The sequence below is a fragment of the Pseudomonas sp. IT-P4 genome (assembly GCF_949767755.1).
GTDB lineage: Bacteria > Pseudomonadota > Gammaproteobacteria > Pseudomonadales > Pseudomonadaceae > Aquipseudomonas > Aquipseudomonas monachiensis.
The window spans coordinates 302,719-327,855 of record NZ_CATKPX010000067.1 but is presented as its reverse complement, the minus strand read 5'-3'; the positions used below and the strand labels follow the sequence as shown (position 1 = coordinate 327,855).

At 60.3% G+C, this 25,137-nt stretch carries 22 protein-coding genes; 20 read left to right on the top strand and 2 right to left on the bottom strand.

Annotated features, from left to right (window positions below; all coding sequences use genetic code 11):
- Nucleotides 1-493: 493 nt before the first annotated feature.
- From ACM6IT_RS24565 to ACM6IT_RS24535, 7 genes are all read left to right on the top strand, one after another.
- Nucleotides 494-1,090, top strand: a complete 597-nt coding sequence (locus ACM6IT_RS24565; RefSeq protein ID WP_056727460.1) for a paraquat-inducible protein A — start codon at nt 494-496, stop codon at nt 1,088-1,090.
- Complete coding sequence (locus tag ACM6IT_RS24560) at nt 1,087-1,743, top strand: paraquat-inducible protein A (RefSeq protein ID WP_414918871.1); 657 nt, start codon at nt 1,087-1,089, stop codon at nt 1,741-1,743. The genes ACM6IT_RS24565 and ACM6IT_RS24560 overlap by 4 nt, the downstream gene beginning before the upstream one ends.
- Nucleotides 1,724-3,400, top strand: coding sequence for an intermembrane transport protein PqiB (locus tag ACM6IT_RS24555; RefSeq protein WP_056727464.1), 1,677 nt, complete (start codon nt 1,724-1,726; stop codon nt 3,398-3,400). Before ACM6IT_RS24560 ends, ACM6IT_RS24555 begins: the two co-directional genes overlap by 20 nt.
- Nucleotides 3,401-3,417: 17 nt before the next feature.
- Nucleotides 3,418-3,975, top strand: a complete 558-nt coding sequence (locus tag ACM6IT_RS24550; protein WP_056727466.1) for a membrane integrity-associated transporter subunit PqiC — start codon at nt 3,418-3,420, stop codon at nt 3,973-3,975.
- Nucleotides 3,976-4,355: 380 nt separating this feature from the next.
- Nucleotides 4,356-5,369 carry an iron ABC transporter substrate-binding protein gene (locus ACM6IT_RS24545; protein ID WP_056727467.1) on the top strand — a complete coding sequence of 338 codons (1,014 nt, stop codon included), beginning with the start codon at nt 4,356-4,358 and terminating at the stop codon, nt 5,367-5,369.
- Nucleotides 5,370-5,373: 4 nt separating this feature from the next.
- Nucleotides 5,374-6,972: an ABC transporter permease gene (locus ACM6IT_RS24540; protein ID WP_414918870.1), complete on the top strand. Its 1,599-nt coding sequence runs from the start codon at nt 5,374-5,376 to the stop codon at nt 6,970-6,972.
- Nucleotides 6,969-8,039, top strand: coding sequence for an ABC transporter ATP-binding protein (locus ACM6IT_RS24535; RefSeq protein WP_056727470.1), 1,071 nt, complete (start codon nt 6,969-6,971; stop codon nt 8,037-8,039). The genes ACM6IT_RS24540 and ACM6IT_RS24535 overlap by 4 nt, the downstream gene beginning before the upstream one ends.
- A gap of 4 nt (nt 8,040-8,043) precedes the next feature.
- Here the strand turns inward: ACM6IT_RS24535 and xerC are convergent, their stop codons facing one another.
- On the bottom strand, nt 8,044-8,982 hold the full coding sequence (xerC, locus tag ACM6IT_RS24530) for a tyrosine recombinase XerC (RefSeq protein ID WP_056727471.1): 939 nt from the start codon (nt 8,980-8,982) through the stop codon (nt 8,044-8,046).
- A 390-nt stretch (nt 8,983-9,372) separates the two neighbouring features.
- On the opposite strand from xerC, the gene arnB reads away from it, so the two are divergent.
- The 13 genes from arnB (at nt 9,373) to ACM6IT_RS24465 (ending at nt 24,007) form a co-directional block, all read left to right on the top strand.
- Nucleotides 9,373-10,521 carry a UDP-4-amino-4-deoxy-L-arabinose aminotransferase gene (gene arnB / locus ACM6IT_RS24525; protein ID WP_414918869.1) on the top strand — a complete coding sequence of 383 codons (1,149 nt, stop codon included), beginning with the start codon at nt 9,373-9,375 and terminating at the stop codon, nt 10,519-10,521.
- On the top strand, nt 10,518-11,537 hold the full coding sequence (gene arnC / locus ACM6IT_RS24520; protein ID WP_223541452.1) for an undecaprenyl-phosphate 4-deoxy-4-formamido-L-arabinose transferase: 1,020 nt from the start codon (nt 10,518-10,520) through the stop codon (nt 11,535-11,537). Before arnB ends, arnC begins: the two co-directional genes overlap by 4 nt.
- Entirely contained in the window at nt 11,534-13,540 is a 2,007-nt protein-coding gene (gene arnA, locus ACM6IT_RS24515) for a bifunctional UDP-4-amino-4-deoxy-L-arabinose formyltransferase/UDP-glucuronic acid oxidase ArnA (protein WP_414918868.1), read from the top strand. Before arnC ends, arnA begins: the two co-directional genes overlap by 4 nt.
- On the top strand, nt 13,540-14,424 hold the full coding sequence (arnD, locus tag ACM6IT_RS24510) for a 4-deoxy-4-formamido-L-arabinose-phosphoundecaprenol deformylase (protein ID WP_414918867.1): 885 nt from the start codon (nt 13,540-13,542) through the stop codon (nt 14,422-14,424). The genes arnA and arnD overlap by 1 nt, the downstream gene beginning before the upstream one ends.
- Nucleotides 14,421-16,070 carry a lipid IV(A) 4-amino-4-deoxy-L-arabinosyltransferase gene (gene arnT / locus ACM6IT_RS24505; protein ID WP_414918866.1) on the top strand — a complete coding sequence of 550 codons (1,650 nt, stop codon included), beginning with the start codon at nt 14,421-14,423 and terminating at the stop codon, nt 16,068-16,070. The genes arnD and arnT overlap by 4 nt, the downstream gene beginning before the upstream one ends.
- On the top strand, nt 16,067-16,411 hold the full coding sequence (arnE, locus tag ACM6IT_RS24500) for a 4-amino-4-deoxy-L-arabinose-phosphoundecaprenol flippase subunit ArnE (RefSeq protein WP_223541455.1): 345 nt from the start codon (nt 16,067-16,069) through the stop codon (nt 16,409-16,411). Before arnT ends, arnE begins: the two co-directional genes overlap by 4 nt.
- Complete coding sequence (gene arnF, locus ACM6IT_RS24495; RefSeq protein ID WP_056727481.1) at nt 16,408-16,809, top strand: 4-amino-4-deoxy-L-arabinose-phosphoundecaprenol flippase subunit ArnF; 402 nt, start codon at nt 16,408-16,410, stop codon at nt 16,807-16,809. The genes arnE and arnF overlap by 4 nt, the downstream gene beginning before the upstream one ends.
- Nucleotides 16,806-18,185, top strand: coding sequence for a UDP-glucose dehydrogenase family protein (locus ACM6IT_RS24490; protein WP_056727483.1), 1,380 nt, complete (start codon nt 16,806-16,808; stop codon nt 18,183-18,185). Before arnF ends, ACM6IT_RS24490 begins: the two co-directional genes overlap by 4 nt.
- A 5-nt stretch (nt 18,186-18,190) precedes the next feature.
- Nucleotides 18,191-19,774, top strand: coding sequence for an ArnT family glycosyltransferase (locus ACM6IT_RS24485; protein WP_414918865.1), 1,584 nt, complete (start codon nt 18,191-18,193; stop codon nt 19,772-19,774).
- A 56-nt stretch (nt 19,775-19,830) separates the two neighbouring features.
- The gene (locus ACM6IT_RS24480) at nt 19,831-21,042 is read left to right on the top strand and encodes an MFS transporter (RefSeq protein WP_414918864.1); all 1,212 of its coding nucleotides are present in this window, start codon (nt 19,831-19,833) and stop codon (nt 21,040-21,042) included.
- A 159-nt stretch (nt 21,043-21,201) separates the two neighbouring features.
- Complete coding sequence (locus ACM6IT_RS24475) at nt 21,202-21,909, top strand: HPP family protein (RefSeq protein ID WP_223541458.1); 708 nt, start codon at nt 21,202-21,204, stop codon at nt 21,907-21,909.
- 97 nt (nt 21,910-22,006) lie between these two features.
- The gene (locus ACM6IT_RS24470) at nt 22,007-23,479 is read left to right on the top strand and encodes a nucleobase:cation symporter-2 family protein (RefSeq protein WP_414918863.1); all 1,473 of its coding nucleotides are present in this window, start codon (nt 22,007-22,009) and stop codon (nt 23,477-23,479) included.
- 57 nt (nt 23,480-23,536) lie between these two features.
- Entirely contained in the window at nt 23,537-24,007 is a 471-nt protein-coding gene (locus tag ACM6IT_RS24465) for an LEA type 2 family protein (protein WP_056727489.1), read from the top strand.
- Between the two features lie 34 nt (nt 24,008-24,041).
- On the opposite strand, the gene ACM6IT_RS24460 is transcribed toward ACM6IT_RS24465, so the two are convergent.
- Nucleotides 24,042-25,058, bottom strand: a complete 1,017-nt coding sequence (locus ACM6IT_RS24460) for an AraC family transcriptional regulator (protein ID WP_414915114.1) — start codon at nt 25,056-25,058, stop codon at nt 24,042-24,044.
- Between the last annotated feature and the right edge of the window lie 79 nt (nt 25,059-25,137).

Sequence of the window (25,137 nt, the reverse complement as noted above, 5' to 3'; positions counted from 1 at the left end):
ATCGTCGGACACGATGAACAGGATATTGGGTTTTTCTGTTTGTGCAGCCTGGGCCATACCGTTAAGCGCTATCAGTAATGAACCTGCAATGTAGAACCTTGAGCGATGCGAGAGTCTTTTCATGGCGACCTTCCTTTATCGGGACGGATCCTTGTGGTCGGCTACTTGTTTTCAAGTAATCCGTGACCGGACCCAGGTGAGTTACCCCAAACCATGCCCTCTGGTGAGTTCCAGGCTTTCAACTGACCAGGCAATTGGATTCCTGTATCTACTCAAGGCACCCGAGTCAGCCTAGTACGGTTATTTTCATAACGCGCAATACAGGCAGTGGAATTCTCAGTCGTTCGTCGCTTGCTTCCCATGTCATTTCGTGGGTCGAGTCATCCCCGGCGGCAGATAGTGTTCAGGTTGCGATTTTTGATTTGCTCAATTGCAAGTCACCTCTATATTGAGGGGGTGCTCTGAACTTCCTGCCTTCTGTTGAGCTTGACCCATGGCAACTACTGATCAGCTGATCATCTGCGAGCACTGCGACAGCGTGTACCAAAAAGCAACGCTCGCCAAACATCAAAAAACCCTGTGTACGCGCTGTGGCGGCGTGCTTCAGCGCTATAACGGCCTCACGGTGGAGCAACGTCTTGCGTTGACCTTCACCGCGTTGATGCTCTGGATATTCGCCAATTTCTATCCGGTGATGAGCATCAGCCTCAAAGGCGTGAAGAACAGCGCAACGCTCTGGGACTCGGTGCTGGCCCTGAGCATGGGGCCTATCACCTTCATCGCCATGGTGGCGGCAATCGCCATGATCATCGCGCCGATTTTCCAGTTGCTGCTGCTGATCTGGGTGCTGGGCTTCGCCCTCAGCGGGCGACGCTCGCCCGGATTCAAACTCTCCATGCGCTGGCTGGAAACCCTGAGGCCCTGGAGCATGCTCGAAGTCTGTCTGCTGGGAGCCATGGTCGCGGTGATCAAGCTCGCCGGACTGCTCGATGTGCTGCCCGGCATCGGGTTGTTTGCCCTCGCTGCGCTGAGCCTGATGATGATCCGCATCGCCGGGCGCGATATTCGCGAACTATGGGACCTTGTATGAGCACGCCTCCTTACGCCGACGAGCTCAACCTGTGCCTGTGCCACACCTGCGGCCTGGCCTGCAACATGACCTTCGAACCCCACGAATGCGAGCGATGCGGTGCACCGCTGCACCGGCGCAAAACCAATTCACTGACCCGCACCTGGGCCTACATGATCGCCGCCCTGGTGTTCTACATCCCGGCCAACCTGTTGCCGGTGATGAACACCAAGATGGTCGGCAACGGCGCCGACAGCACAATCATGAGCGGCGTGCTGGAGTTCTGGGAAGCCGGGGCCTGGGACATCGCCCTGATCATTTTCATTGCCAGTATCGCGGTGCCGGGCATCAAGTTCGTCGCCATCACATTGCTGCTGGTTACCGTGCAGCGCGACAGCGAGTGGGCACGCAAGGAGCGGTCGACGCTGTACCGCTTCGTCGAGGTCATCGGTTACTGGTCGATGCTCGATGTGATCGTGGTCGCCCTGGTGGCCTCGCTTGTTAAATTCCAGGCCCTGGCCGATATCGAACCGCGCCCGGGCATTCTGTTTTTTGGGTTGGTGGTGGTATTTACCATGTTGTCGGCAATGAGTTTCGATCCACGCTTGATTTGGGATAAAGAACGGGAAAACCCACACAATGAGGAGGTCACGGATGAAGTCACAAGCCACTGACGGGCCGCAAGCCCCCGGGCAGGCTCCGATCAAGACCCGCCGCTTCAGCGTCTCGCTGGTCTGGATCGTCCCGATCGTCGCGGTGCTGGTGGGTATTTCGCTGGTGGTTCACAGCATTTTGCAGCAAGGCCCGACCATCGTTGTCACGTTCAAGACCGGGGACGGCCTGACCGCGAACAAGACCGAGGTCAAGTACCGTAATGTCGTGATTGGTCATGTCTCCGATGTGGAACTGGCCAATGACCAGAAGAGCGTCAACGCCACCATCAAACTGGAAAAGCAGGCCGAAAGCTTTACCCGCGAAGATTCGCAGTTCTGGGTCGTGCGGCCGCGCATTGGCGCGGGCGGTGTGTCCGGCATCGATACGCTGTTGTCGGGCGATTACATCGGTGCCGATATCGGCCAGGCCAACGGCCGGGCAAAAAACTTCAAGGGCCTGGAAAACCCGCCACCCATCACCTACGGCGAGCCGGGCAAGCGTTTCACCCTGTTCACCCAGGACCTGGGGTCGCTGGATATCGGCTCTCCGGTCTACTACCGCAAGATCCCGGTGGGTCAGGTGGTGGCTTACGCGCTGGACCCGGATGGCAAGGGCGTGAACATAGAGCTGTTCATTCACGCCCCCCATGACAAGTACGTCACCGAAAACACCCGTTTCTGGAACGCCAGCGGCATTGACGTGAACGTCGGCGCCAACGGTTTCGCAGTCAAGACCGAATCCTTGTCTTCCTTGCTCGTGGGCGGCATTGCCTTCCGCGCGCCCGACTACAGCCCCAACGATAAGCCTGCTGCCGCGGAGTACGCCTACGAACTGTTCGAGGACCAACAAGCCGCCCTCGCCCCGCCAAACGGCAAGCCGCAGTACCTGGCCATGCGCTTCGACCAGGCACTGCGCGGGCTCAAGGTCGACGCCCCGGTGGAATTCCTCGGTGTGGAAATCGGCAAGGTAGTGGCAGTCAATCTGGATTACGACGAGAAAAAACGTTCCTTTCCGATCAACGTCGGCATCGTGATCTACCCGCAGCGCCTGGGCCAGGCCCACATCAAGATGCTCAAGGCGCTCAATCATGATCCTGATAACGAAGCCGCTGGCGTACGGCTGATCGGCACCTTCATCGAAAACGGCCTGCGTGCCCAGGCCCGCACCGGCAACTTCCTGACCGGCCAGTTGTACATTGCCCTGGACTTCTACCCCAAGGCCGACAAGGTTACCTTCGATGCAAACGCGCGCCCGGTCATGATTCCGACCCTTCCCGGCAGCCTCGAGCAATTGCAGGAAAAACTCGAATCCATGGTCGACAAGATCAACAAGCTGCCGATCGAGCGTATCGCCGGCAATCTCGATGGCAACCTCGTCGAATTGCGCAAAGGCATGATGCAATTCAACGGCAAGATCCTGCCGGGCGTGCAATCCACCCTGTCGGATGTCAGCAAGACCCTGGAAACCGCCAATTCGACCCTGCAATCGGCCAGTTCGACCTTGGCCGAGGATTCGCCGCAACGGGAAAAACTGGGGCAGACCCTGGATGAGCTGGGACGCACGTCGAGATCCTTGCGTGATCTTTCGGATTACCTGGGACGGCATCCGGAATCGCTGCTTCGCGGCCGTCCGAACAATGCCGCGCCCATGGACCTGCAAGGGCCACCGCGCAATTGAACACAGGAGCAATACCCATGGCTTTACCGCTGAAGTTCACTCTGGTCACCGCGATGTTACTGCTCGCCGCCTGCCGCAGTGGCCCGATTCACTTCCATACCTTGACCCCGGCACATGAGGGCAATCACTCAAGGACCACCGTCGGGCTGATCCAGATCGAGATGCTCAGCGTGCCACCCCAGGTCGATCGTGCGCAGATCGTCATTCGCGAGGGCAACAGTGGCCTGGCAATCCTGGAAAACCAATGGTGGGGCGCCACCCTCGTGGACGAATTGCGCAGTGCGCTGGTCGATCAACTGAGCAACAATCCTGTACAAGGCCGATATTCGGTGCGGATCGATGTGCAGCGTTTTGACTCGGTGCCCGGCCAGTACGCCTTGATGGACGTGGAATGGCGCCTGCGCAGTGACAGCACCGGCGACACGGCACGGGTGATTTGCCGCAGCACCTTGCAAACGCCATCGGGCGCGAGCATCGATGACCTGGTGCTTGCCCAGCAAAACAACGTCAAGCGCCTGGCCGCGCTGATCAGCCAGGCAGCCACCAGACCGCAGGCGAATTGCCCCACGCCCTGAATGCCTTCTCCCCCCCCCCTGAATCTACGGCGACAAGTTCGCCGTAGATCCGTCTCTCCTTTTCCTGCTGTCATTCCCCGCGACAGGCGACCCGCAGCAACTGCCACCGTCAGATACGCCGAGGCGCACGACAAAAAGGCAACCGGGGCAACGTCATATTCTGATCGACGGCATCGTTTGATCGACGAGTCCAACCACAGTGGGCACAGTGCTGCTAATCTGAATGAAAATTACATGTATTAGCGGTTTTTTTGACGTTTTTTTCTCATTTGGATCTCTACATTTCCCGCACTTCAAAAACATGCAAATGATTCGCATTGGTTAACTGGCGTTTGAATGCGCATGACTTTCAAAAAAATGCACCAGGAGCAGCCCGCAGAATGATTCCAAAAATCCCTTCGTTCTTGAAAAAAGCCCTGCTGGCCACCGCTTTGCTGAGCGCTGGCCAGGTCTATGCCGCTGACTCTGTCGGCATCGTGGTGTACAACGCGCAACACGAAGGCCTGACCAAGGCCTGGGTCGAGGGTTTTACCCAGGAGACCGGTATCCCCGTCACCTTGCGCAACGGCGATGACACCGAGATGGGCAACCAGATCGTGCAGGAAGGCGCGGCTTCTCCGGCGGACGTATTCCTGACTGAAAACTCCCCTGCCATGGTCCTGGTCGACAACGCCGGGCTATTTGCGCCCATCGACAAGGCCACGCTGGAACAGGTTGACTCCGCCTACCGTCCAGCCCACGGCAAATGGGTCGGGATTGCCGCGCGCTCTACAGTGTTCGTCTACAACCCGAGCAAACTGCCGGAAGCCGACCTGCCGAAATCGATCATGGACCTGGCTTCGCCGAGCTGGAAGGGTCGCTGGGGTGCATCGCCCGGTGGCGCTGACTTCCAGGCCATCGTCGCGGCCATCCTCGAACAAAAGGGTGAAGCCGCCACGCTGGATTGGCTCAAGGCGATGAAAACCAACTACGCCAACTACCGCGGCAACAGTTCGGTACTCAAGGCGGTTAATGCCGGGCAGATCGACAGCGGCGTGATCTACCACTATTACAGCCTGGTGGATCAGTCCAAGACCGGCGAAAACAGCAAGAACACCGCCCTGCACTATTTCAAGCACAAAGACCCTGGCGCTTTTGTTAGCATCTCCGGCGGCGGCGTCCTCGCTTCCAGCAAACACCAGGAACAAGCCCAGGCGTTTCTCAAATACATTACCGGCAAGGATGGCCAGGCTGTCCTGAAGAACGGCAAGTCGTTTGAATACGCCGTGGGCAAAGGTGCTGCATCCAACCCTAAACTGGTGCCTCTGAATCAACTCGATGCGCCGACTGTCGATGCTTCGAAACTCGACAGTAAAAAAGCCGTGGAGCTGATGACACAGGCCGGACTGCTCTAAATTGATGCCAGAAACCCTGCCTGCGGGGGTCGCTGAGGCGACACCCGCTAATTTGCGTCGACGTTCCCGTGGAGTCTTTGCGGGACGTGGCGGTGTATGGGTGATTGGTTTGTCGGTGCTGGTTTCATTTCTGGCACTGCTACCGATCGCCTACGTTATTGGCGTGTCCCTGCAGACAGGCTGGTCAACCGTTGTGGCTCTGGTGTTCCGTCCTCGGGTCGGTGAACTGCTGGTCAACACCGTGTTGCTGGTGCTGCTGACGATTCCCTTGTGCGTCGCGCTGGGAGTGACGCTGGCGTGGCTCACGGAACGCACGAATCTGCCGGGACGACGCTGGTGGTCGTTGCTGGCCACCGCGCCGCTGGCGGTGCCTGCGTTTGTTCACAGCTACGCCTGGGTCAGCCTGGTGCCACCGATTCACGGCTTGTTTGCCGGAGTCCTGGTCTCGGTCATCGCCTACTTCCCGTTCCTGTATTTGCCGGTAGCGGCGACTTTGCGCCGGCTCGATCCGGCCATCGAAGACGTCGCCGAGTCCATGGGGCTCAAGCCCTGGAAAGTGTTTTTCCGCGTGGTGTTGCCGCAATTGCGCCTGGCGATCTGCGGCGGCGCCTTGTTGGTCGGCCTGCACCTGCTGGCTGAATATGGCCTGTACGCCATGATCCGCTTCGACACCTTTACCACCGCGATCTTCGATCAGTTCAAATCGACCTTCAACGGTGCGGCTGCGCACATGCTGGCCAGTGTGCTGGCGCTGTGTTGCCTCGCAATGCTGACGGCCGAATCCGCCGCCCGGGGTTCCGCGCGCTACGCTCGCGTCGGTTCGGGAAGCGCCCGGGAGCAACGGGTCGTATACCTGAAACCGGTATCCACACTGCTCTCGCTGACGCTGCAAATCGTGACCTGCGCCCTGGCCCTGGGCGTGCCCTTGATCACCCTGGGCAAGTGGCTCATCGCCGGTGGCGTGGAAGTCTGGGACATGGCCGAATTGTTGCCCGCCCTGGAGCAAACCCTGCTGCTTGGCATCGCGGGCGCGGCGCTGACCACCTGCGCGGCGATTCCGATAGCCTGGCTGTCGATTCGCTACCCCGGTCGAATGCAACGGGTACTGGAAAGCTGCAACTACATCACCAGTTCCTTGCCTGGAATTATCGTGGCGCTGGCACTGGTAACCGTCACGATCCATTTTGCCCGGCCGATCTACCAGACCACCTTCACCGTACTGCTGGCGTACCTGTTGATGTTCCTGCCCCGCGCCCTGGTGAGCCTGCGCGCCGGCATTGCCCAGGCCCCGGTGGAACTGGAAAACATGGCGCGCAGCCTTGGCCGCTCGCCGGCCCGGGCACTGTGGCTGATCACCCTGCGCCTGGCCGCACCGGGGGCAGCCGCCGGCGCGGCACTGGTGTTCCTGGCGATCACCAACGAATTGACCGCCACCCTGCTGCTGGCACCCAACGGCACGCGCACCCTGGCGACCGGGTTCTGGGCCTTGACCAGCGAAATCGATTACGCAGCCGCTGCCCCCTACGCCTTATTGATGGTTGTGCTGTCACTTCCGTTGACCGGACTTCTTTATCACCAATCGAAAAAAACGGCTGGCCGATGAACACTCTTGAATTAAATGCCCTCTACAAGTCCTATGGCGCCCATTGCGCCCTCGACAACGTCAGCCTCTCGGTACCCAGCGGCAGTCGCACGGTCATCGTTGGCCCTTCCGGCTCGGGCAAGACCACGTTGCTGCGGATGATCGCCGGCTTCGAGTTCCCCGATTCCGGGCATCTTTCGCTCAATGGCCAGACCCTGGTCGACGGCACCCACGAAGTGCCGGCCCATCAACGCCTGATCGGCTACGTGCCACAGGACGGCGCATTGTTCCCGCACATGACCGTGGCCGCGAACATTGGCTTCGGCCTGGCGACCAAGGGCCCTGAAAAACAGCAGCGCGTCGCCGAACTGATGGACAGCGTGGCCCTGGACGCGAAGATGGCCGCGCGCTGGCCCCATGAATTGTCCGGTGGCCAGCAACAGCGCGTGGCCCTGGCCCGAGCCCTGGCGCAACAGCCACGACTGATGCTGCTGGACGAGCCGTTCTCGGCGCTCGATACCGGATTGCGCGCCGCGATGCGCAAGATGGTTGCGCGGCTGCTGGAGGACGCGGGTGTCACCACCATCCTGGTCACCCATGACCAGAGTGAAGCCCTGTCCTTCGCCGACCAGCTGGCGGTGATGCGTCATGGCCGACTGGTACAGTCAGGGCATCCGCTGGACCTTTACCGCTATCCCGAAGACGAACAGACCGCCTTGTTCCTGGGGGATGCCGTGGTGATGCCCGCACGCATCGAGGCCGGTTGGGCCCATTGCGACCTCGGGCGGATTCCCGTCAACAATCACCGCAACAACAACTCGGCGCAGATCATGTTGCGCCCCGAACAACTGCAATTGGCCAGCATCCTCCCCAGCGACCCGGAAGCCAGCGGTTGCCGGGCCGTGGTCACCGATCGGGACTTCAGCGGCAACACCTGCACGCTGACAGTGGAACTGCAGCCATTGACCCGCAATGAGCAATCGGGCCGATCACTGCTGGTGCGCAGTTCAGGCATGTATGCACCACCCGCCGGCAGCTCGGTGCAGGTCTCGACCATCGGCCATGCCCATGTACTGAGCGAGATGTGATCGCTCAGAGGTCGAATCGATCCACCGCCCGACGCCGCTCGTTGTCATCGCGCACATCGTAGTTGGCCGTGGTCTGGATATTGCTGTGGTGCGCCAGCTTCTGCGCAATCGACAAGTCATGCTCTTCGATCACCCGGGTGATGAATGAACGCCGGAAGTCGTGGGGCATGATTTTCACCCCGACCTGTGCGCCCCGTTGCCGTGCGATGTAGTAAATCGCGTGCTTGGTGATGCGTTCGCGGGTGATGTGACTGCCACGGCGGATGCGGTTGAACAGGAACGGGTCGTCCGACTCACCGTCCTTGAGCATCGACCGACGTAGCTCAAGCCAGGCTTCAAGCTTGGCGAAGGCCCAGGCCGGGGCGTACTTGATCAACTGTTTGTTGCCCTTGGCCGTCACCCGCAGGCTGCGCTCGGTGAAATCGACCTGGTTCAGCTCCAGGTTCACCGATTCGGATTTGCGCATTCCCGAACCGTACAGAATCCCGATGATTGCTGCGTCCCGCAGGCCTTGCGGCCGCGGATCGGCGGCGCAAACCGCCATCAGCTCCTGGATCAGCGTGCGCCTGAGATTGCGCCCCTGGGACAGCCGTGTACCGGCCATGCCCTTCACCGATCGCATCTTCAACAGATGATCCTGAGAGATCAGGCTCATGCGCCACGCTTCGTTCATCACCCCGCGCACCGCGTTGACATAGAGCGACGACGTGTTCGGTGCATAGCCATCCGAACGCAAGGTGGCCACCAGCGCAATGACGTCCTCGGGCTGCAGGTTGTGCCAGGGGATTTCCTCGATATCCTGGTCTTCGAAGCCCAGGCGGTCGGCGGCATCCTGCAGCACATAACGCATGGTCAACTGGCTGGACGGCGCCAATCGCGCCAGATACAGGGTCAGCGGATTGGTGAGGAGCGGGCGTGAATCAGTAACAGGTAAGTCAATCAAACGAAACGGCCTTGAATGTAAACAGTTCAATGAAACAACTAAGAAGTGAAATAACGATGATGTAAAAGACATTACCGCTGTAGGACTTTTCCTAGGAACTACCATAAATGTCGGAAGTCTGAACAACGGCTTAATAGCCTTCAGATAAACGATTCCCCAACCGTTTTTTCATGTTCCTTTCACAAAATCGGGCATAACCTTCTATAAACTCGACGCAACCCGAATGGACGTCCAACCTGCCGCCCGTGGCGAAAAAAGTCAACCAATGCAGATTTTTACCGCCAACCGGTAACTATTTGATTTGATGCAGGTTCTGATTTAGCGTCTAAGCTGATTTCTGGATCCCTTTAGCCTCAAAGGCTATTTACGTTTACAGCCCCTGAGGTGCCTATGAGTCAGGCGTTTCTCCCTTTCTCCCGTCCCAGTATCGGCGACGAAGAAATCGCTGCCGTAGAGCAAGTATTGCGCTCCGGATGGATCACTACCGGACCGAAGAACCAGGCGCTGGAAGAACACTTCGCCAACTACGTCGGTTGCCGACATGCCGTGGCACTTTCCTCGGCCACCGGCGGAATGCATATCACCCTGTTGGCATTGGGTGTCGGTCCCGGCGATGAAGTCATTACGCCGTCGCAGACCTGGGTTTCCACCGCCAACATGATCACCCTGCTGGGTGCCACGCCAGTGTTCGTCGATATCGACCGCGACACGCTGATGACCGACGTAGCCTCTATCGAAGCTGCGATCACGCCGCGCACCAAAGCCATCATCCCGGTGCATTACGCCGGTGCGGCATTCGATCTCGATCCGCTCTACGCCCTCGCCGACAAACACGGCATAGCCGTGATCGAAGACGCCGCCCACGCGGCAGGCACTTTCTACAAAGGTCGTCACGTCGGCTCCAAAGGCACTGCAATCTTTTCGTTCCACGCGATCAAGAACATGACCTGCGCCGAAGGCGCCATGTTCGTCAGCGACGATGAAGCCTTGGCCTCACGGGTACGCATGCTCAGGTTTCACGGGCTGGGGGTTGATGCCTACGACCGCCTGACCCACGGCCGCAAGCCTCAGGCCCAAGTGGTCGAGCCCGGTTTCAAGTACAATCTGGCTGACATCAACGCGGCCATCGCGCTGGTGCAACTGGAACGCCTGGACGAGATAAATGCCAAGCGCACTTCACTGGCACAGACCTACTTGCAGCGCCTGGAAGGCTTGCCCGTGCAACCCCTGGCCGTTCCCGCCCATTCGCAAAAACACGCCTGGCACCTGTTCATCCTGCGTATCGACGCCGAGCGTTGCGGACTGGATCGAGAAGCGTTCATGAAAGCCCTCCAGGAACAGAATATCGGCACCGGCATTCACTTCATTGCAACGCACCTGCACACCTACTATCGACAACGTTACCCCAACCTGTACCTGCCCAACACCGAATGGAATTCGGCGCGGCTGTGTTCGATCCCGTTGTTCCCCGACATGACCTCCGATGATGTCGAGCGCGTCGTCGGCGCCATTGAAAACTGCATGGACAGAAGCCTTTGAGACCCTACCCAATCAACTTCGTTTCGATCGTCATTCCGGTCTACAACGAACAGGAAAGCCTGCCAGAGTTGCTTCGTCGCACCGAAGCAGCGTGTCAGCAATTGACCCATCCCTACGAGATCGTTCTGGTCGACGACGGCAGCCGCGACGACTCCGCACAGATTCTGGAAGACGCCGCCTCCCGCGAAGGCAGCCCTGTTGTGGCGGTGATCCTCAACCGTAACTACGGCCAGCATGCGGCGATCATGGCCGGTTTCGAGCAGTGCAAGGGCGATGTCGTCATCACCCTCGATGCCGACCTGCAAAACCCGCCCGAAGAAATCCCGCGACTGATTGAGCAGGCCGAACTTGGCTACGACGTCGTCGCGACGGTGCGCAACAACCGCCAGGACTCGGCCCTGCGCCGCTGGCCATCGAAGCTGATCAACCTTGCCGTGCAACGTTCCACCGGTGTGGCCATGAGTGACTACGGCTGCATGCTGCGGGCCTACCGACGCACCATTGTCGACGCCATGCTCGCCTGCCGTGAACGCAGCACCTTCATTCCGATCCTGGCCAACAGCTTTGCCCGCCATACCACGGAAATCCCCGTGACCCACGCCGAGCGTGAACATGGCGACTCCAAGTACAGCCCCATGCGCCTGATCAACCTCATGTTCGACCTGGTCACCTGCATGACGACCACGCCGCTGCGACTGCTGAGCATCGTCGGCGTGGGCATGGCGGCGCTGGGCATCCTGTTCGCCATCGCCTTGATCCTGCTGCGCCTGGTGTTCGGCGCCGGTTGGGCCGGTGGCGGTACCTTCGTACTGTTTGCCGTACTGTTTGTCTTCACCGGTGGTCAATTCATCGGCATGGGCCTGCTGGGTGAATACCTGGGCCGCATGTACAGCGACGTACGCGCGCGTCCGCGCTTCTTCGTTGAAAAGGTGCTGCGCAGCCAGCCCGCCGCCCCCGCTTCCGTTGTAACTGTCGACGGCCTTACTTCCACTTCTTCAGATCAGGTTCCTTCATGAGTGCAAAAGCTGTTGTCTTCGCCTATCACGATATTGGCTGCGCCGGCATCGAATCCCTGCTCTGCTCCGGTTTCGAGATTGCGGCGGTGTTCACCCACGCCGACGATCCGAAGGAGAACGCGTTCTACGGCTCCGTCGCGCAACTGTGCGCCCGCCACGGCATTGTCGTGCATGCACCGGAAGACGCCAACCATCCGCTGTGGATCGAGCGTATCGCCAAGCTCGACCCCGACTACATTTTCTCCTTCTACTACCGCAACCTGCTGAGCGAACCACTGCTGGCCACTGCGCGCAGAGGCGCGTTCAACCTGCACGGTTCGCTGCTGCCGCGCTACCGTGGTCGCGCACCGGCCAACTGGGTGCTGGTCAACGGCGAAACCGAAACCGGCGTGACCCTGCACCGCATGGTCAAGCGTGCCGATGCGGGCGCCATCGTCGCCCAACAGAAAGTCGCGATCGAACGCAGCGACACGGCGCTGAGCCTGCACGGCAAATTGCGCACGGCGGCAGCAGACCTGCTGCGCGACACCTTGCCGGCCCTGCTGCAAGGCAAGGCCACTGAAACACCGCAAGACGAATCCAAAGCCACGGTGTTTGGCCGCCGCACCCCGGCCGACGGCAAACTGGTCTGGGCCAGGCCGGCCGAAGAGCTTTTCAATCTGGTTCGCGCGGTTACCCAGCCATACCCGGGCGCCTTCTGTGCGGTGGGCGAGCACAAGCTGATTGTCTGGAGCGCAGAAGTCGCCAAGGGCAACGAAGGCCTTGCGCCTGGTCGCGTCATCAGCGTCGACCCGCTGCGCATCGCCTGCGGTCAAGACTCGCTGATCATCAACGCCGGCCAGCGCAACGACAACGGTCTGTACCTGAGCGGCCCGCAACTGGCCAACGAACTGGGCCTGGTGGACGGTTCCGTGTTGCGCGGTGCCGAATCCGGTCGTGCGCCACGCCGCACCCGCGTGCTGATCCTCGGCGTCAATGGTTTCATCGGCAATCACTTGTCCGAGCGCCTGCTGAGCGACGACCGTTACGAAGTCTATGGCCTGGATATCGGCTCGGACGCCATTGACCGTCTGCGCAGCCACCCGCATTTCCACTTCGTCGAAGGCGACATCAGCATTCACTCCGAGTGGATCGAATACCACATCAAGAAGTGCGACGTGGTGCTGCCACTGGTGGCCATCGCCACGCCAATCGAATACACCCGTAACCCGCTGCGTGTATTCGAACTGGACTTCGAAGAGAACCTGAAGCTGGTTCGCTATTGCGTCAAGTACAACAAGCGCGTGATCTTCCCGTCGACGTCGGAAGTCTATGGCATGTGCCAGGACAACAACTTCGACGAAGACACCTCCAACCTGGTGGTCGGCCCGATCAACAAGCAACGCTGGATCTACTCGGTCTCCAAGCAACTGCTGGACCGCGTGATCTGGGCCTACGGCCAGAAGGGCCTGAACTTCACCCTGTTCCGTCCGTTCAACTGGATGGGCCCACGCCTGGACCGCCTGGATTCGGCCCGTATCGGCAGTTCCCGGGCGATTACCCAGCTGATCCTGAACCTGGTGGAAGGTACACCGATTCGCCTGTTCGACGGTGGCGAGCAGAAACGTTGCTTCACCGACATCGCCGACGGTGTGGAAGCCCTGGCACGGATCATCGACAACGAAAACGATGTCTGCAATGGCCAGATCATCAACATCGGCAACCCGGACAACGAGGCCAGCATCCGTCAGTTGGGCGAAGAGCTGCTGCGTCAGTTCGAAGCTCATCCGTTGCGCGCCAACTTCCCTCCGTTCGCCGGTTTCCGCGACATCGAGAGCAAGGCGTTCTACGGCACCGGTTACCAGGACGTGTCGCACCGCAAGCCAAGCATCGCCAACGCCAAGCGCCTGCTGGACTGGACGCCAACCGTTGAGATGAGCGAAACCATCGGCAACACCCTGGACTTCTTCTTGCGCGAGGCCATGCTCGAAATCGCAGAGCGCCCTGCAGAAGAATCATGCTGATGCAGGCAGGCCTTCGGATCGATGTCGACACCTACCGGGGCACCCGTGAAGGGGTTCCCCGGTTGCTGGAAATCCTTGATGAAGCTCAGGTCAAGGCGACGTTCTTCTTCAGTGTCGGGCCGGACAACATGGGGCGCCACTTGTGGCGTCTCATTCGTCCGCAGTTTCTCTGGAAAATGCTCCGCTCCAACGCTGCCGGCCTGTATGGCTGGGACATTCTGCTGGCCGGCACCGCATGGCCCGGGAAACCGATCGGCCGCGACCTGGGGCACTTGATGCGCCAGGCCCGGGATGCCGGGCATGAGGTGGGTTTGCACGCCTGGGATCACCATGGCTGGCAGGCCAATGCCGGGCGCTGGAGCGACGCACAACTGGTCGAGCAGATACGCCGTGGCGTGGACACCCTCAGCGACATTCTCGGGGAAAAGATCACCTGCTCGGCGTCCGCCGGCTGGCGTGCCGACGAGCGTGTGATCGAAGCCAAGCAGGGTTTCGGTTTTCGCTACAACAGTGATTGTCGTGGCCAGAGCCTGTTCCAGCCGCAACTGGCCAATGGTCGACTGGGCACACCGCAAATCCCGGTGAACCTGCCGACCTTCGACGAAGTGGTCGGCCCGACCGTCGCCGCCAAGGACTTCAACAGGTTCATCCTGGACCGGTTCAGCCCGGAAAAGCTCGATGTCTACACTATCCATGCCGAGGTAGAAGGGATTCTGATGGCCAACGATTTCCGTCAACTGCTGAGCGATGCACATCAGCGAGACATTCGTTTTCACCCCTTGGGCGACTTGTTGCCCCAGGCCCCTGACAGTTTGCCGATCGGCCGCGTGGTACGCGGTGCGCTCGAAGGTCGCGAAGGCTGGCTGGGAGTGCAAGGCGCATGAGCAAACGCTGGGCTTTGCCGTTATTGCTGACCATGATGGCTCTGGCGTACCTGCTGCCACTGGGCAGTCACGGTTTATGGATTCCCGATGAAACCCGCTACGCCCAGATCAGCCAGGGCATGCTCCTGAGCGGCAACTGGGTGTCGCCGCATTTCATGGACGTGCGCTATTTCGAAAAACCCGCGGCCGGCTACTGGATGATTGCCATCGGTCAGGCGCTGTTCGGCCAGAACCTGTTCGGAGTGCGCTTCGCCTCGGCACTGAGCACCGCTTTGGGTGTGTTGCTGTGCTATCTGGTCGCCCGCCGGATGTGGAACGAGCCGCGCAAGAGTCTCGCCTGCGCCGTGATCTTCATGAGCTTCACCATCATTGCGGCTATGGCGGGGTACGCCAACCTCGATCCGCAATTCACCTTTTGGGTCAACCTGAGCCTGGCGGCGCTATGGTTCGCGCTCGACAGCAAGAGCCGTGGGCAACGCCTGATCGCGTGGGCGGTGTTGGGCCTCGCTTGCGGCATGGGCTTCATGACCAAGGGCTTCCTGGCCTGGCTGTTGCCGGTGCTGATCGCCCTGCCCTGGATGATCTGGCAAAAACGCTGGCGTGAACTGTTGGTCTATGGCCCTATGGCGATCGTGGTCGCCATTGTCGTCAGCCTGCCATGGGCACTGGCTGTACACGCCCAGGAGCCCGACTACTGGCGATTCTTCTTCTGGCACGAGCACATCCGCCGTTTTGCCGGGGACGATGCCCAGCATGACGCGCCATGGTGGTACTACCTGCCGCTGCTGGTGGCGTTCAGCATGCCGTGGGTTGCCATGCTGCCCCCCGCGCTCAAGCAAGCCTGGCAGACCCGGCGCCAAACCAATATCGGGTTCCTGCTGCTGTGGCTGTGGATGCCGTTGTTCTTCTTCAGCCTGAGCAAGGGCAAGTTGCCGGCCTACATCCTGCCGTGCCTGCTGCCGCTGGCATTGTTGCTCGGCCATGCTCTGGCTGACCGATTGAAGCTGGAGCAAGGTCGCGCCCTGGGCATCAACGGCCTGCTGAATCTGGCTGTGGGTGTGGCCACCCTGTTGACCCTGGTTTATCTGCAACTGAAAAAACCAATTTACGATCATGAACTGCACAACCTGGTATTGGTGTTCATCGGTTTGATCGGCTGGATCATGGCCAACCTGCTGCAGGCCTTGCGCCCATTGCAGTGCTGGGCGGCCCCGGCATTTGGCAGCCTGTTGCTCGCCGCCGTGCTGCCCGCCGGACTGCCCAACTCCGTCGTCGCCAATAAAACCCCTGACCAATTCATCCTCGATCACGCCGAGGAACTTGGCCAGAGTGCCAAATTATTGAGCAACGATCTGGGTGCCGCGTCGGCGTTGTCCTGGCGGGTGAAACGGCCGGACGTGGCTTTTTTCAACACGATAGGCGAATTGAAATATGGCCTTGCCTATCCTGACTCGCTTGAACAGCGCGTCGACTCCGATCAGGTGCAACAATGGATGCACGATGCCCGCCAGCAAGGCTCGGTGGGTGTGGTCATGCGGGTCAAGGGCGAAGAAGAGCTGCGCGAACTTGAACTGTTGCCCAAAGAGGGCAAGCGGTATGAACAAGGCAATCTGGTGATTTTGATTATTCCTCAGGCGGCACCATGAGCCTGCTATTGCTGCTGGTGGCCTGCCTGCTGACCTGCCTGGGCCAGATCGCCCAGAAATATGCGGTAGAAAGCTGGCGCGGCAAACCTTCCGGGTGGGCGGACAAACTGCGTTCGCCCTGGCTTTGGCTGGCCCTGGCCTCATTGGGCCTGGGCCTGCTGGTATGGCTGCTGGTGCTGCAACGCCTGGAAGTCGGGATTGCCTACCCGATGCTGAGCCTGAACTTCGTGCTGATCACCCTGGTGGCGCGTTTCGTGTTCCACGAAACCATCGACCGCCGCCACTGGCTCGGTGTGGCGCTGGTGATCGGCGGCGTGGCATTGCTGGGGCAACACGCATGAACCTGAGTCGCGGCATCACCTTCGCACTGGGCAGTGTGTTGCTGGTCAGCGCCGCCCAACTGGGCATGCGCTGGAGCATGAGCCACCTGCCACAACCCGAACAATGGCTCAGCGCCCCCGTCGACCTGACAGCGGTTGCCGTAGTGCTCCTGGCCATCTTCGCCTACGCCCTGTCGATGCTCTGCTGGCTCGCCGCCCTGCGGGACCTGCCCCTGGGTCGTGCCTACTCGTTGCTGAGCATCAGCTACGCATTGGTGTACCTGCTAGCCGCCAGCCTGCCGCTGTTCAACGAAACGTTCAGCCTTGCAAAAAGCCTTGGCGTGGCCTTGGTCATCCTCGGCGTCATTACCATCAACTCTCGACCTGCTCGTGCGCCCGAATCAAGGAGTGCCCCATGAAAATCAGTGTATTTGGTAGCGGATATGTCGGCCTGGTGCAGGCAGCAGTATTGGCGGAAGTCGGCCACGATGTGGTTTGCATGGACGTTGACGAGAATAAAGTCGAACTGCTCCAACAGGGCCACGTAAGCATATTCGAACCCGGGCTGGCCAGCCTGGTACGCGAAGGTCTGGATGCCAGGCGGTTGCAGTTCACCAGCGACGAAAAGTTCGCGGTACAGCACGGACAAGTGTTGTTCATCGCAGTCGGTACTCCGTCCCGGGACGACGGCTCGGCGGACTTGCGCTACGTGATGTCGGTGGGCGACGCCGTGGCCCGTCATCGCGAGCAACCGGCGATCCTGGTGGAGAAATCCACTGTCCCGGTCGGCACCGGCGATGCCTTGCGTGCACACATCGATAAATGCCTGCTCAGCGCCGGGCGCGTATTGCAGTTCGATATCGTCTCCAATCCGGAATTCTTGAAAGAGGGTTCGGCCGTGGCCGACTGCCGACGCCCGGACCGTATCGTCATCGGCTGTGAACGCGAAGAAGTGCGTGACGTGATGCGTGACCTGTACTCGCCCTTCAACCGCAACCATGAGCGCATCATGTTCATGGACCTGCGCAGCGCCGAGCTGACCAAGTACGCCGCCAACTGCATGCTGGCGACCAAGATCAGCTTCATCAACCAGATCGCAGAACTGGCCGAACACCTGGGTGCCGACATCGAATCGGTACGCCTGGGCATCGGCGCCGACTCCCGCATCGGCTATCACTTCATCTACCCCGGTTGCGGCTACGGTGGCTCATGTTTCCCCAAGGACATGCGCGCCCTGATCCACAGCGCCGAGCAGGCCCATTGCTCCAGCGACCTGCTGCAAGCGGTGGAAGCCATCAACGAGCGACAGAAATACAAGCTGTTCGAGCGCATCAACGCGTTCTACAAGGGCGACTTGCATGGCAAGACGTTTGCCTTGTGGGGCCTGGCGTTCAAGCCAAATACCGACGACATGCGCGATGCGCCGAGCCGGGTGTTGCTCGAATCCTTGTGGGCCGCCGGGGCGAATGTCCGTGCGTTCGACCCGGAAGCCATGCAGGAAACCCAAAAGCTGTATCCCGATGAATCGAAGCTGATGCTCATGGGCACGCCCGAGTCAGTCCTGTCCGGTGCCGATGCACTGATCATCTGCACCGAATGGCAACAGTTCAAGGCGCCGGACTTCCAGCTGATCCAGCAGCGGCTCAACGCACCGGTGATCTTCGACGGCCGCAACCTTTACGACTCGGACCGCCTGGCACGCATCGGTTTCACCTACTTTCCGATCGGCCGGGGTGAGTCGAGCAAATTGCCGATTCCGTACCAGCAATGGTTTGCCGAGTCAGTGGTTGCCTGAACACCATGCTCCCTCACATCCGCCAACAGTCCCTCGCGCTGGGTCTGTTGGCGCTGTTGTTGTTCTGCGCCGGGATTTACCAGCAAGCGGTCATCGGTTTCGATTCGCGCTTCGTGCTGTTCGCCCAGGAGATGCTGCGCAATGGACCGTCGTTTTTTCCGACGACCTATGGCCAGCCCTACGCCGACTATTCGGGACTTTCAACGGTATTCATCTGGCTGCTTTCGCTGCCGTTCGGCCAGGTCAGCAGCCTGACCGCATGGCTGCCGAGTGCCATCGCCGCAGCGGTCATCGTCAGCTTGATGTACCGCCTGCTGGCACCCTACTCCACGCGCTGGGCGCTGTTGAGCATCGCCTTGATGCTGTTGACCAATACCTTCATCACGCAAACCCATGCCGTTTCCCTCGACCTGATGCTGGCGGCCGTCGCGTTCAGCGTTTTCTACCTTGGCTATGCCTCCGATCATTTCGCGGCGCCGCGCCGCCGGGTTCTGATCTTTGCCTTGCTGATGCTGGGCTTCTGGATTCGTGGGCCCATCGGCCTGGTCATTCCTGCGGGGATGCTCTGCAGCTGTTTTCTGCTTGATCGCCAATGGCGACGGCTGATGGTCTTCGGATTGCTGGCATCGGTACTGCTGGCGGTGTGCATTGGGCTGCTGTTGTGGCTGGCAGGCGTCAGCGGCGGCCCGGCCTTCCTGCAGGAAGTGATTCGCATGCAGTTCCTGGGACGCATGGACGGTAGCGAAGGGTCCAACGGAGCGTTGTATTACTTCACCAGCTCGATGGGCAATTACGCGCTGGCCTGGCCGTTGGCCGTGCTGACGCTTGGGGCCGCTGCGTTAACCGGTTCGAGGGAAACCGGGCCGGCATTGCGCCTGATGCAGTACTGCGTGGCGGCCGGACTGATCGTAATGCTCGGCCTTTCCATTCCCCAGGCGAAAAAGGCCCGCTACCTGCTGCCGATGTTGCCCATGGCGGCAATCGTGGCGGCGTATCCGTTTTACGCGACGCAGGGTCGATGGTTTGCCTGGCTGCGGGGGTTGATGCAGGGGCTGTGGCTGCTGATCCCGGGGCTGCTGATCGCGGCATTGCTGGTGGTACGGCAAAAATTCCCCGATGGGTTGGCTCACCTCACTTCCCTGTTCATCCTGCTCGGAGTGTTGCAAGCGATCGCCCTGGCAGCGCTCAGGCAGTCCCGCTGGCGAGCTCAGATACTGGCCCTCTGCGCGGTCCTGGCACTGTGGTCGTCCTACATCCTGCAGTTCGAGCCCATTCAACGACAGCTCTACGACACCCGGACCTTCAGTCGCGAAGCTTTTGAACTCGTGCAAAAAGACCCGGCGCCGTTGGTCATGCACGGGATGGGCAAAGACGCGAAGGCCATCAAGTTCATGGTCAACATCCCGCAGGACCTGCACCCGGTTTTCACTGACTCCCCACCGGAGCTTTTAGCCCTCAAGGGCCCGGCGTGGCTGATGATGGACCGCAACACCTACCAGACACTGCAAAGCACAGCCGTTGGTGCATTGCCGCCAATGCTGAGCGGGCGGTTCGACAAGAATGATTTCGTACTCCTGCACCTTAAGTAAATCCCGTAGCAACGACAGGGGGGCCGACTGCTAAAGTAGCGCTCACGACCGGGCTGATGCCGACCCGCTTGAATAAGGATATTCGCGCCGTGACCCGCTACTCCCCCCTCATTCGCCGCCTGCTGATCTGCTCGCTGACCATCGTCGTCAGCCGCGCCATCACCAGCCCGTTGCTCACACTGTTCGTCAGCGACAAGCTGGGCCTCAACCAGCAGGATGTTGGCTTGCTGCTCGGCATTGCAGTGTTCATCGCCACCCTGCTCTCCCTGTATGGCGGCTACATCATCGATCGCTTCGAAAAACGCCGGTTGCTGATTCTCTCGATGGCGTCCAGCGCGGTCGGCCTGGTGTTGCTGACCTTTGCTGAAAACCTTTACCTGACCACGATCACCCTGATCGTCACCGAAACCGCTTCATCGCTGTTCCTCATCGGTTCAAAAGCGATCCTCAGCGACAACCTCCCGGTGGGCCAGCGCGCCAAGGCGTTTTCCTTGAGCTATACGCTGACCAACATCGGCTACGCCGTCGGGCCGATGCTCGGTGTGCTGATTGCCGGGGCCTTTGCCAGTGCACCTTTCCTGATCGCGGCGGCCATCGCTTTTTTCAGTATTTTCCTGATGACCGGGATCGCAAAGGACCCGGCGAGTTCATCTGTCACCGGCCAGGCGCAGAGTTTCCTCAAAACCCTGATCACCCTGAAAAACGATCGCACGCTGATCATGTTCACCGCCGGTTGCCTGCTCAGCACCGTGGTGCACGGACGGTTTACCTTTTACCTGTCGCAGTACCTGCTGGTGACCAGCGCCCCCCAACACACCATGGAAATCATGGCTGCCCTGCTCGCCTGCAACGCCATCAGCGTGATCCTGCTGCAATACCAGATCGGGCGTTTTCTCAAGCGTGAGCAACTGCGCCAATGGATCGTGGCCGGCACCGGCCTGTTCATCCTCGGGCTGATCGGCTTCAGCGTGGCGGACAGTCTGGTGAGCTGGTGCGTGGCGATGTTCATCTTCACCCTCGGTGAAATCATCATTTACCCGGCCGAGTTTCTGTTCGTCGACACCCTGGCGCCGGAAGATCTGCGCGGCAGCTACTACGGTGCACAAAACCTCGCTGCCCTTGGCGGCGCGCTGAGCCCGGTGATTTGCGGCTTCATGTTGATGCACACCCCCGCGCCGACGATGTTTTATGCCTTGAGTGCACTCGCGGCCCTGGGTGGTTTGCTGTGCTACATAAGCGGCCGACGGAGAAAATCACAACAAAATTAATGCACTCAAAGCTCATTAATATGAATTTGTCAGTAACTTAATTGAACGGCACACTGTGCGCGTTCCTCCCCCAACAGTTGGAACGACTTCAAGGGCTTTCTGGGTTCCCCAGTTAAGCCCTTTTTTTACCTCGATTTTTTCTGCCGGAGTTTTCTCGGAATGCTTGCTCGCTGGTTGCCTGCCGCCATCAACACCCGCCCCACCGAATGGAGCCGCGCCGCCATCGGCATGGCCTTGGGGACACTGATGAGTGTGTGGCTCTGTAGCCAGGTGTTCGGCATCGAGGTGGCCCAGCACCTGATCGGCCCGCTGGGGGCCTCGGCGGTGCTGTTGTTTGCCGTGTCTTCGGGCGCGCTCGCCCAGCCCTGGTCGATTCTCGGCGGTTACTTGAGCGCCGGGGTGATTGCCCTGCTGGTGGCCCATGTGTTGGGACGAACCTTGGGTAGCGCTTGCCTGGCGGCGGGCATGGCGTTGATCCTGATGTGCTGGCTGCGGTGCCTGCATCCACCGGCCGGTGCATTGGCCCTGACCCTGGTGTTGGCCGATCCGGCAACCATTGCCATGGACTGGAAAGCCATTGGGCCGGTGATGCTCAGCGCGGCGACGATGCTGCTCTGCGCCCTGATCTACAACAACCTGACCCGTGTTCGTTACCCCAAGAGCGCCAGCGAACCGGTGGCCAGGATTCCTGCCGATCATCCGCCGGTCGACCGTCAGGCCATCACCGCCGAAGACCTGAAACTGGCGTTGGCCGACATGGAAGCGTTCTATGACGTCACGCCCGAAGACCTCGAACAGTTGATCCAGGCCAGCCAACTGCACGCCAAACGCCGCAGTGTGGGCGAAGTGCTCGCCCCACGACTGTAAGTCGCTGTTTTGGAGGTTCTTTTGCCGTGGCCGGGCGGTTCTGGCATCCTGCGCCTCCATTTTCTGACCCGGCCCGCCTTCTGGCACGCAAACCACCATGACCGCCTCCGAAAAAGCCCCCGCTCCACGCCACAGCGATCTGATCTACGGCCTCGATGACCGCCCGCATCTGACCGCCACCGTCTTTGCCGCCCTGCAACACGTCCTGGCGAGCTTCGTCGGCATCATCACCCCGACGCTGATCATGGGCAGCGCCCTGGGCCTGCAAAGCGAAATTCCCTACCTGATCAGCATGGCACTGTTCGTCTCCGGCCTGGGCACCTTCGTGCAGGCGCGGCGCTTCGGTCCGGTGGGCTCGGGCCTGTTGTGCCTGCAAGGCACCAGTTTCTCGTTCATCAGTGTGATTCTCAGCGCCGGCTTCATAGTCAAGGCCCGGGGTGGCGGCACCGATGAGATTCTCTCGACCATCTTCGGCGTGTGCTTCTTTGCCGCGTTCATCGAGGTGGTGTTAAGCCAGTTCATCGGCAAACTGCGCATGCTGATCACCCCGGTGGTGACCGGAACCATCATCACGCTGATGGGTTTGTCGCTGATCAAGGTGGCGATGACCGACATCGCCGGCGGCTTCGGCGCCCCGGATCTTGGGGCGGCCAGTCACCTGGCCCTGGCGGCGCTGGTGCTGGGCACCATCGTGGTGTTGAACCGGGTGGATGTGCCGTTTCTGCGCCTGGGGGCGATTGTCATCGGCCTGACCCTGGGCTACGGGGTGGCATGGCTCATGGGCCAGGTGGATTTCAACAGCCTGCCTGAAGTGCCGCTGATGAGCGTACCGGTACCCTTCAAGTACGGGTTCTCCTTCGATTGGGTGGCGTTCATTCCGGTGGCGGTGATCTTCCTGGTGTCGCCGCTGGAGGCCGCGGGCGACCTCACGGCCAACTCGATGATCTCCCGGCAACCGGTCAAGGGCCCAGTGTACATTCGCCGGATCAAGTCCGGCCTGCTCGCCGATGGCCTCAACTCGGCCATGGCCGCGGTGTTCAACAGCATGCCGATGGTGACCTTCGCCCAGAACAACGGGGTGATCCAGCTCACCGGTGTGGCCAGCCGTTACGTGGCGTTTTTCATTGCCGGATTGCTGGTGGTGCTTGGCCTGTTCCCGATGATCGGCGCGGTACTGCAACTGATGCCGAAACCGGTGCTCGGCGGCGCCGAACTGGTGATGTTCGGCACCGTCGCGGTGGCCGGGATCAAGATTCTCGCCGAGGCCGGCCTGCATCGGCGCAACATGCTGATCGTGGCGATTTCCATCGGCATGGGCCTGGGCGTGGCCGCCGTGCCGGAAGTCTTGCGTGAACTGCCCAAGGCCCTGCACAACATTTTCGAATCGCCCATCACCGTCGGCGCGCTGTGCGCTATCGTTCTTAATATCTTCCTGCCCGAAGAGTTCATCGAACTGGAAGAGGACGAATTCGATCCGGAGGCCTCCGTGCTTCAGGTGATGCAGAACCCCGATGTGACCGCCAGGGATGAACCCGCAAAGCCTGCGATGGTCGCACAGTCGAACCACTAGTCGGGCTCAAGGGCTGAGCCGCTGGCGGTTCAGTCTTTTTCAGATGAGAGCACGTCCATGCGCAGCCTCCATGCGGTCCTGATTTCCCTCCTGCTCTGTCTGGGCGCCTGCTCCTCCTTGCCCAATCGAGACCCGTTGAAAATCAACGTCGTGGGTGTCGACCCCCTGCAAGGCGAAGGCATGGAAGTGCGCTTTGCCGTGAGAATCCGCGTGCAGAACCCCAATGACTACACCCTCACCTACAGCGGCGTTGCCCTGGACCTGGACATCAATGGCCAGCCCTTCGCCTCTGGCGTCACCGATGTGCAGGGTACGATCGGACGTTTTTCCGACACCATCGTCACCGTGCCGGTCAGTGTTTCGGCGTTTTCGGTGATCCGCCAGACCTATGGCATCAGCCAGATGAAAACGCTGAACAACATGCCCTACGTGCTGCGAGGCAAGCTCTCGGGTGGGGTGTTCAACACGATGCGTTTCGTCGACAGTGGCACCCTCAATCTGCCAGGGCCTACCACCGGCAGCCGTTAACAGCTCGGGAATATACGGTCATTGCGCTGCTGACTTACTCGGTATCATTGAGAATCAGGCTGCGGTAATGCCCCGGATTCGACCCCGACCACTTGCGAAACGCCTTGTAGAACGAACTGACGTCAGCGAACCCCAGCCGCGTGGCGATTTCGCTGAAGCTGATCGCCGGCTCCGCCAGCCAGACGATCGCCAGTTCCTTGCGCACGCCGTCCTTGAGGCCCTGGTAGGTTTGCCCTTCCTCGGCCAGTCGGCGGCGCAAGGTTGAGGCCGACATGCACAGGCGTTGCGCCAGGGCTTCGGTTTCCGGCCAGTGTTCGGCCGGCAGGTGGCGCAGGTCGTGTTTGATGCGACTGGCCAGGCTCTGCGGATCGCGGTACTTCACCAGAATGTTCGCCGGCGCACGGGCCAGGAATCGCTCGAGTTCCTCAGGGCTGCGCTTGATGGGCAGGTCCAGGCAATCGGCGGAGAAAATCATCCGCGTGCGTGGGCGGTTGAAGCGCAGGTTCTCGGAAAACATCACCTGATAGTCATCGCAGAAATCCGGTTTCGAACAGCGCAGTTCGATGGCCAGGATCGGAATCCGCCGCCCTGCCAGCCAGCAGGCAACGCCATGCACGATCATCCAGTAAGTGAAATAGGTGAAGGCCCGGCGCGGGTCCTTGTCGTCCTCCAGCAGGACGATTTCCGCCAGGCTTTGCTGACGCACCAACTGCGCCGGCAGGTGCTCGAGGATCAACGACAGAAACTCCAGGCCACTGGCCACTCCCGCCGCCACGTTGGGCTGGAGCATGGCACCACGACACAGGAACGCGAAGCTGCCGGATTTCAGTTTGCGCAAGTCCATGCCAAAGAACTCATCATCGCCGCGCCGTGCCAGCACCCGCCACAGGCGCGCATAAGCGGTGGCCGGAACACGGGCGTCGGTGCTGCCCAACAGTTGCGGGTCGATGCCGACTTTGCTCAACACCTCGTCCGTGGCGATGCCCGGCGCGCAGCTTTGCAACAGTGCTTCACGCACCAGTTGAATGGAGATGGTGTCTTTTTCCGACATGGATCGCCGCAAGCCCTGTTCTTGTTCGAGTGGGGGCATATTAGTCGAAACCACCCGCTGAACGCTGATCGAATAACCC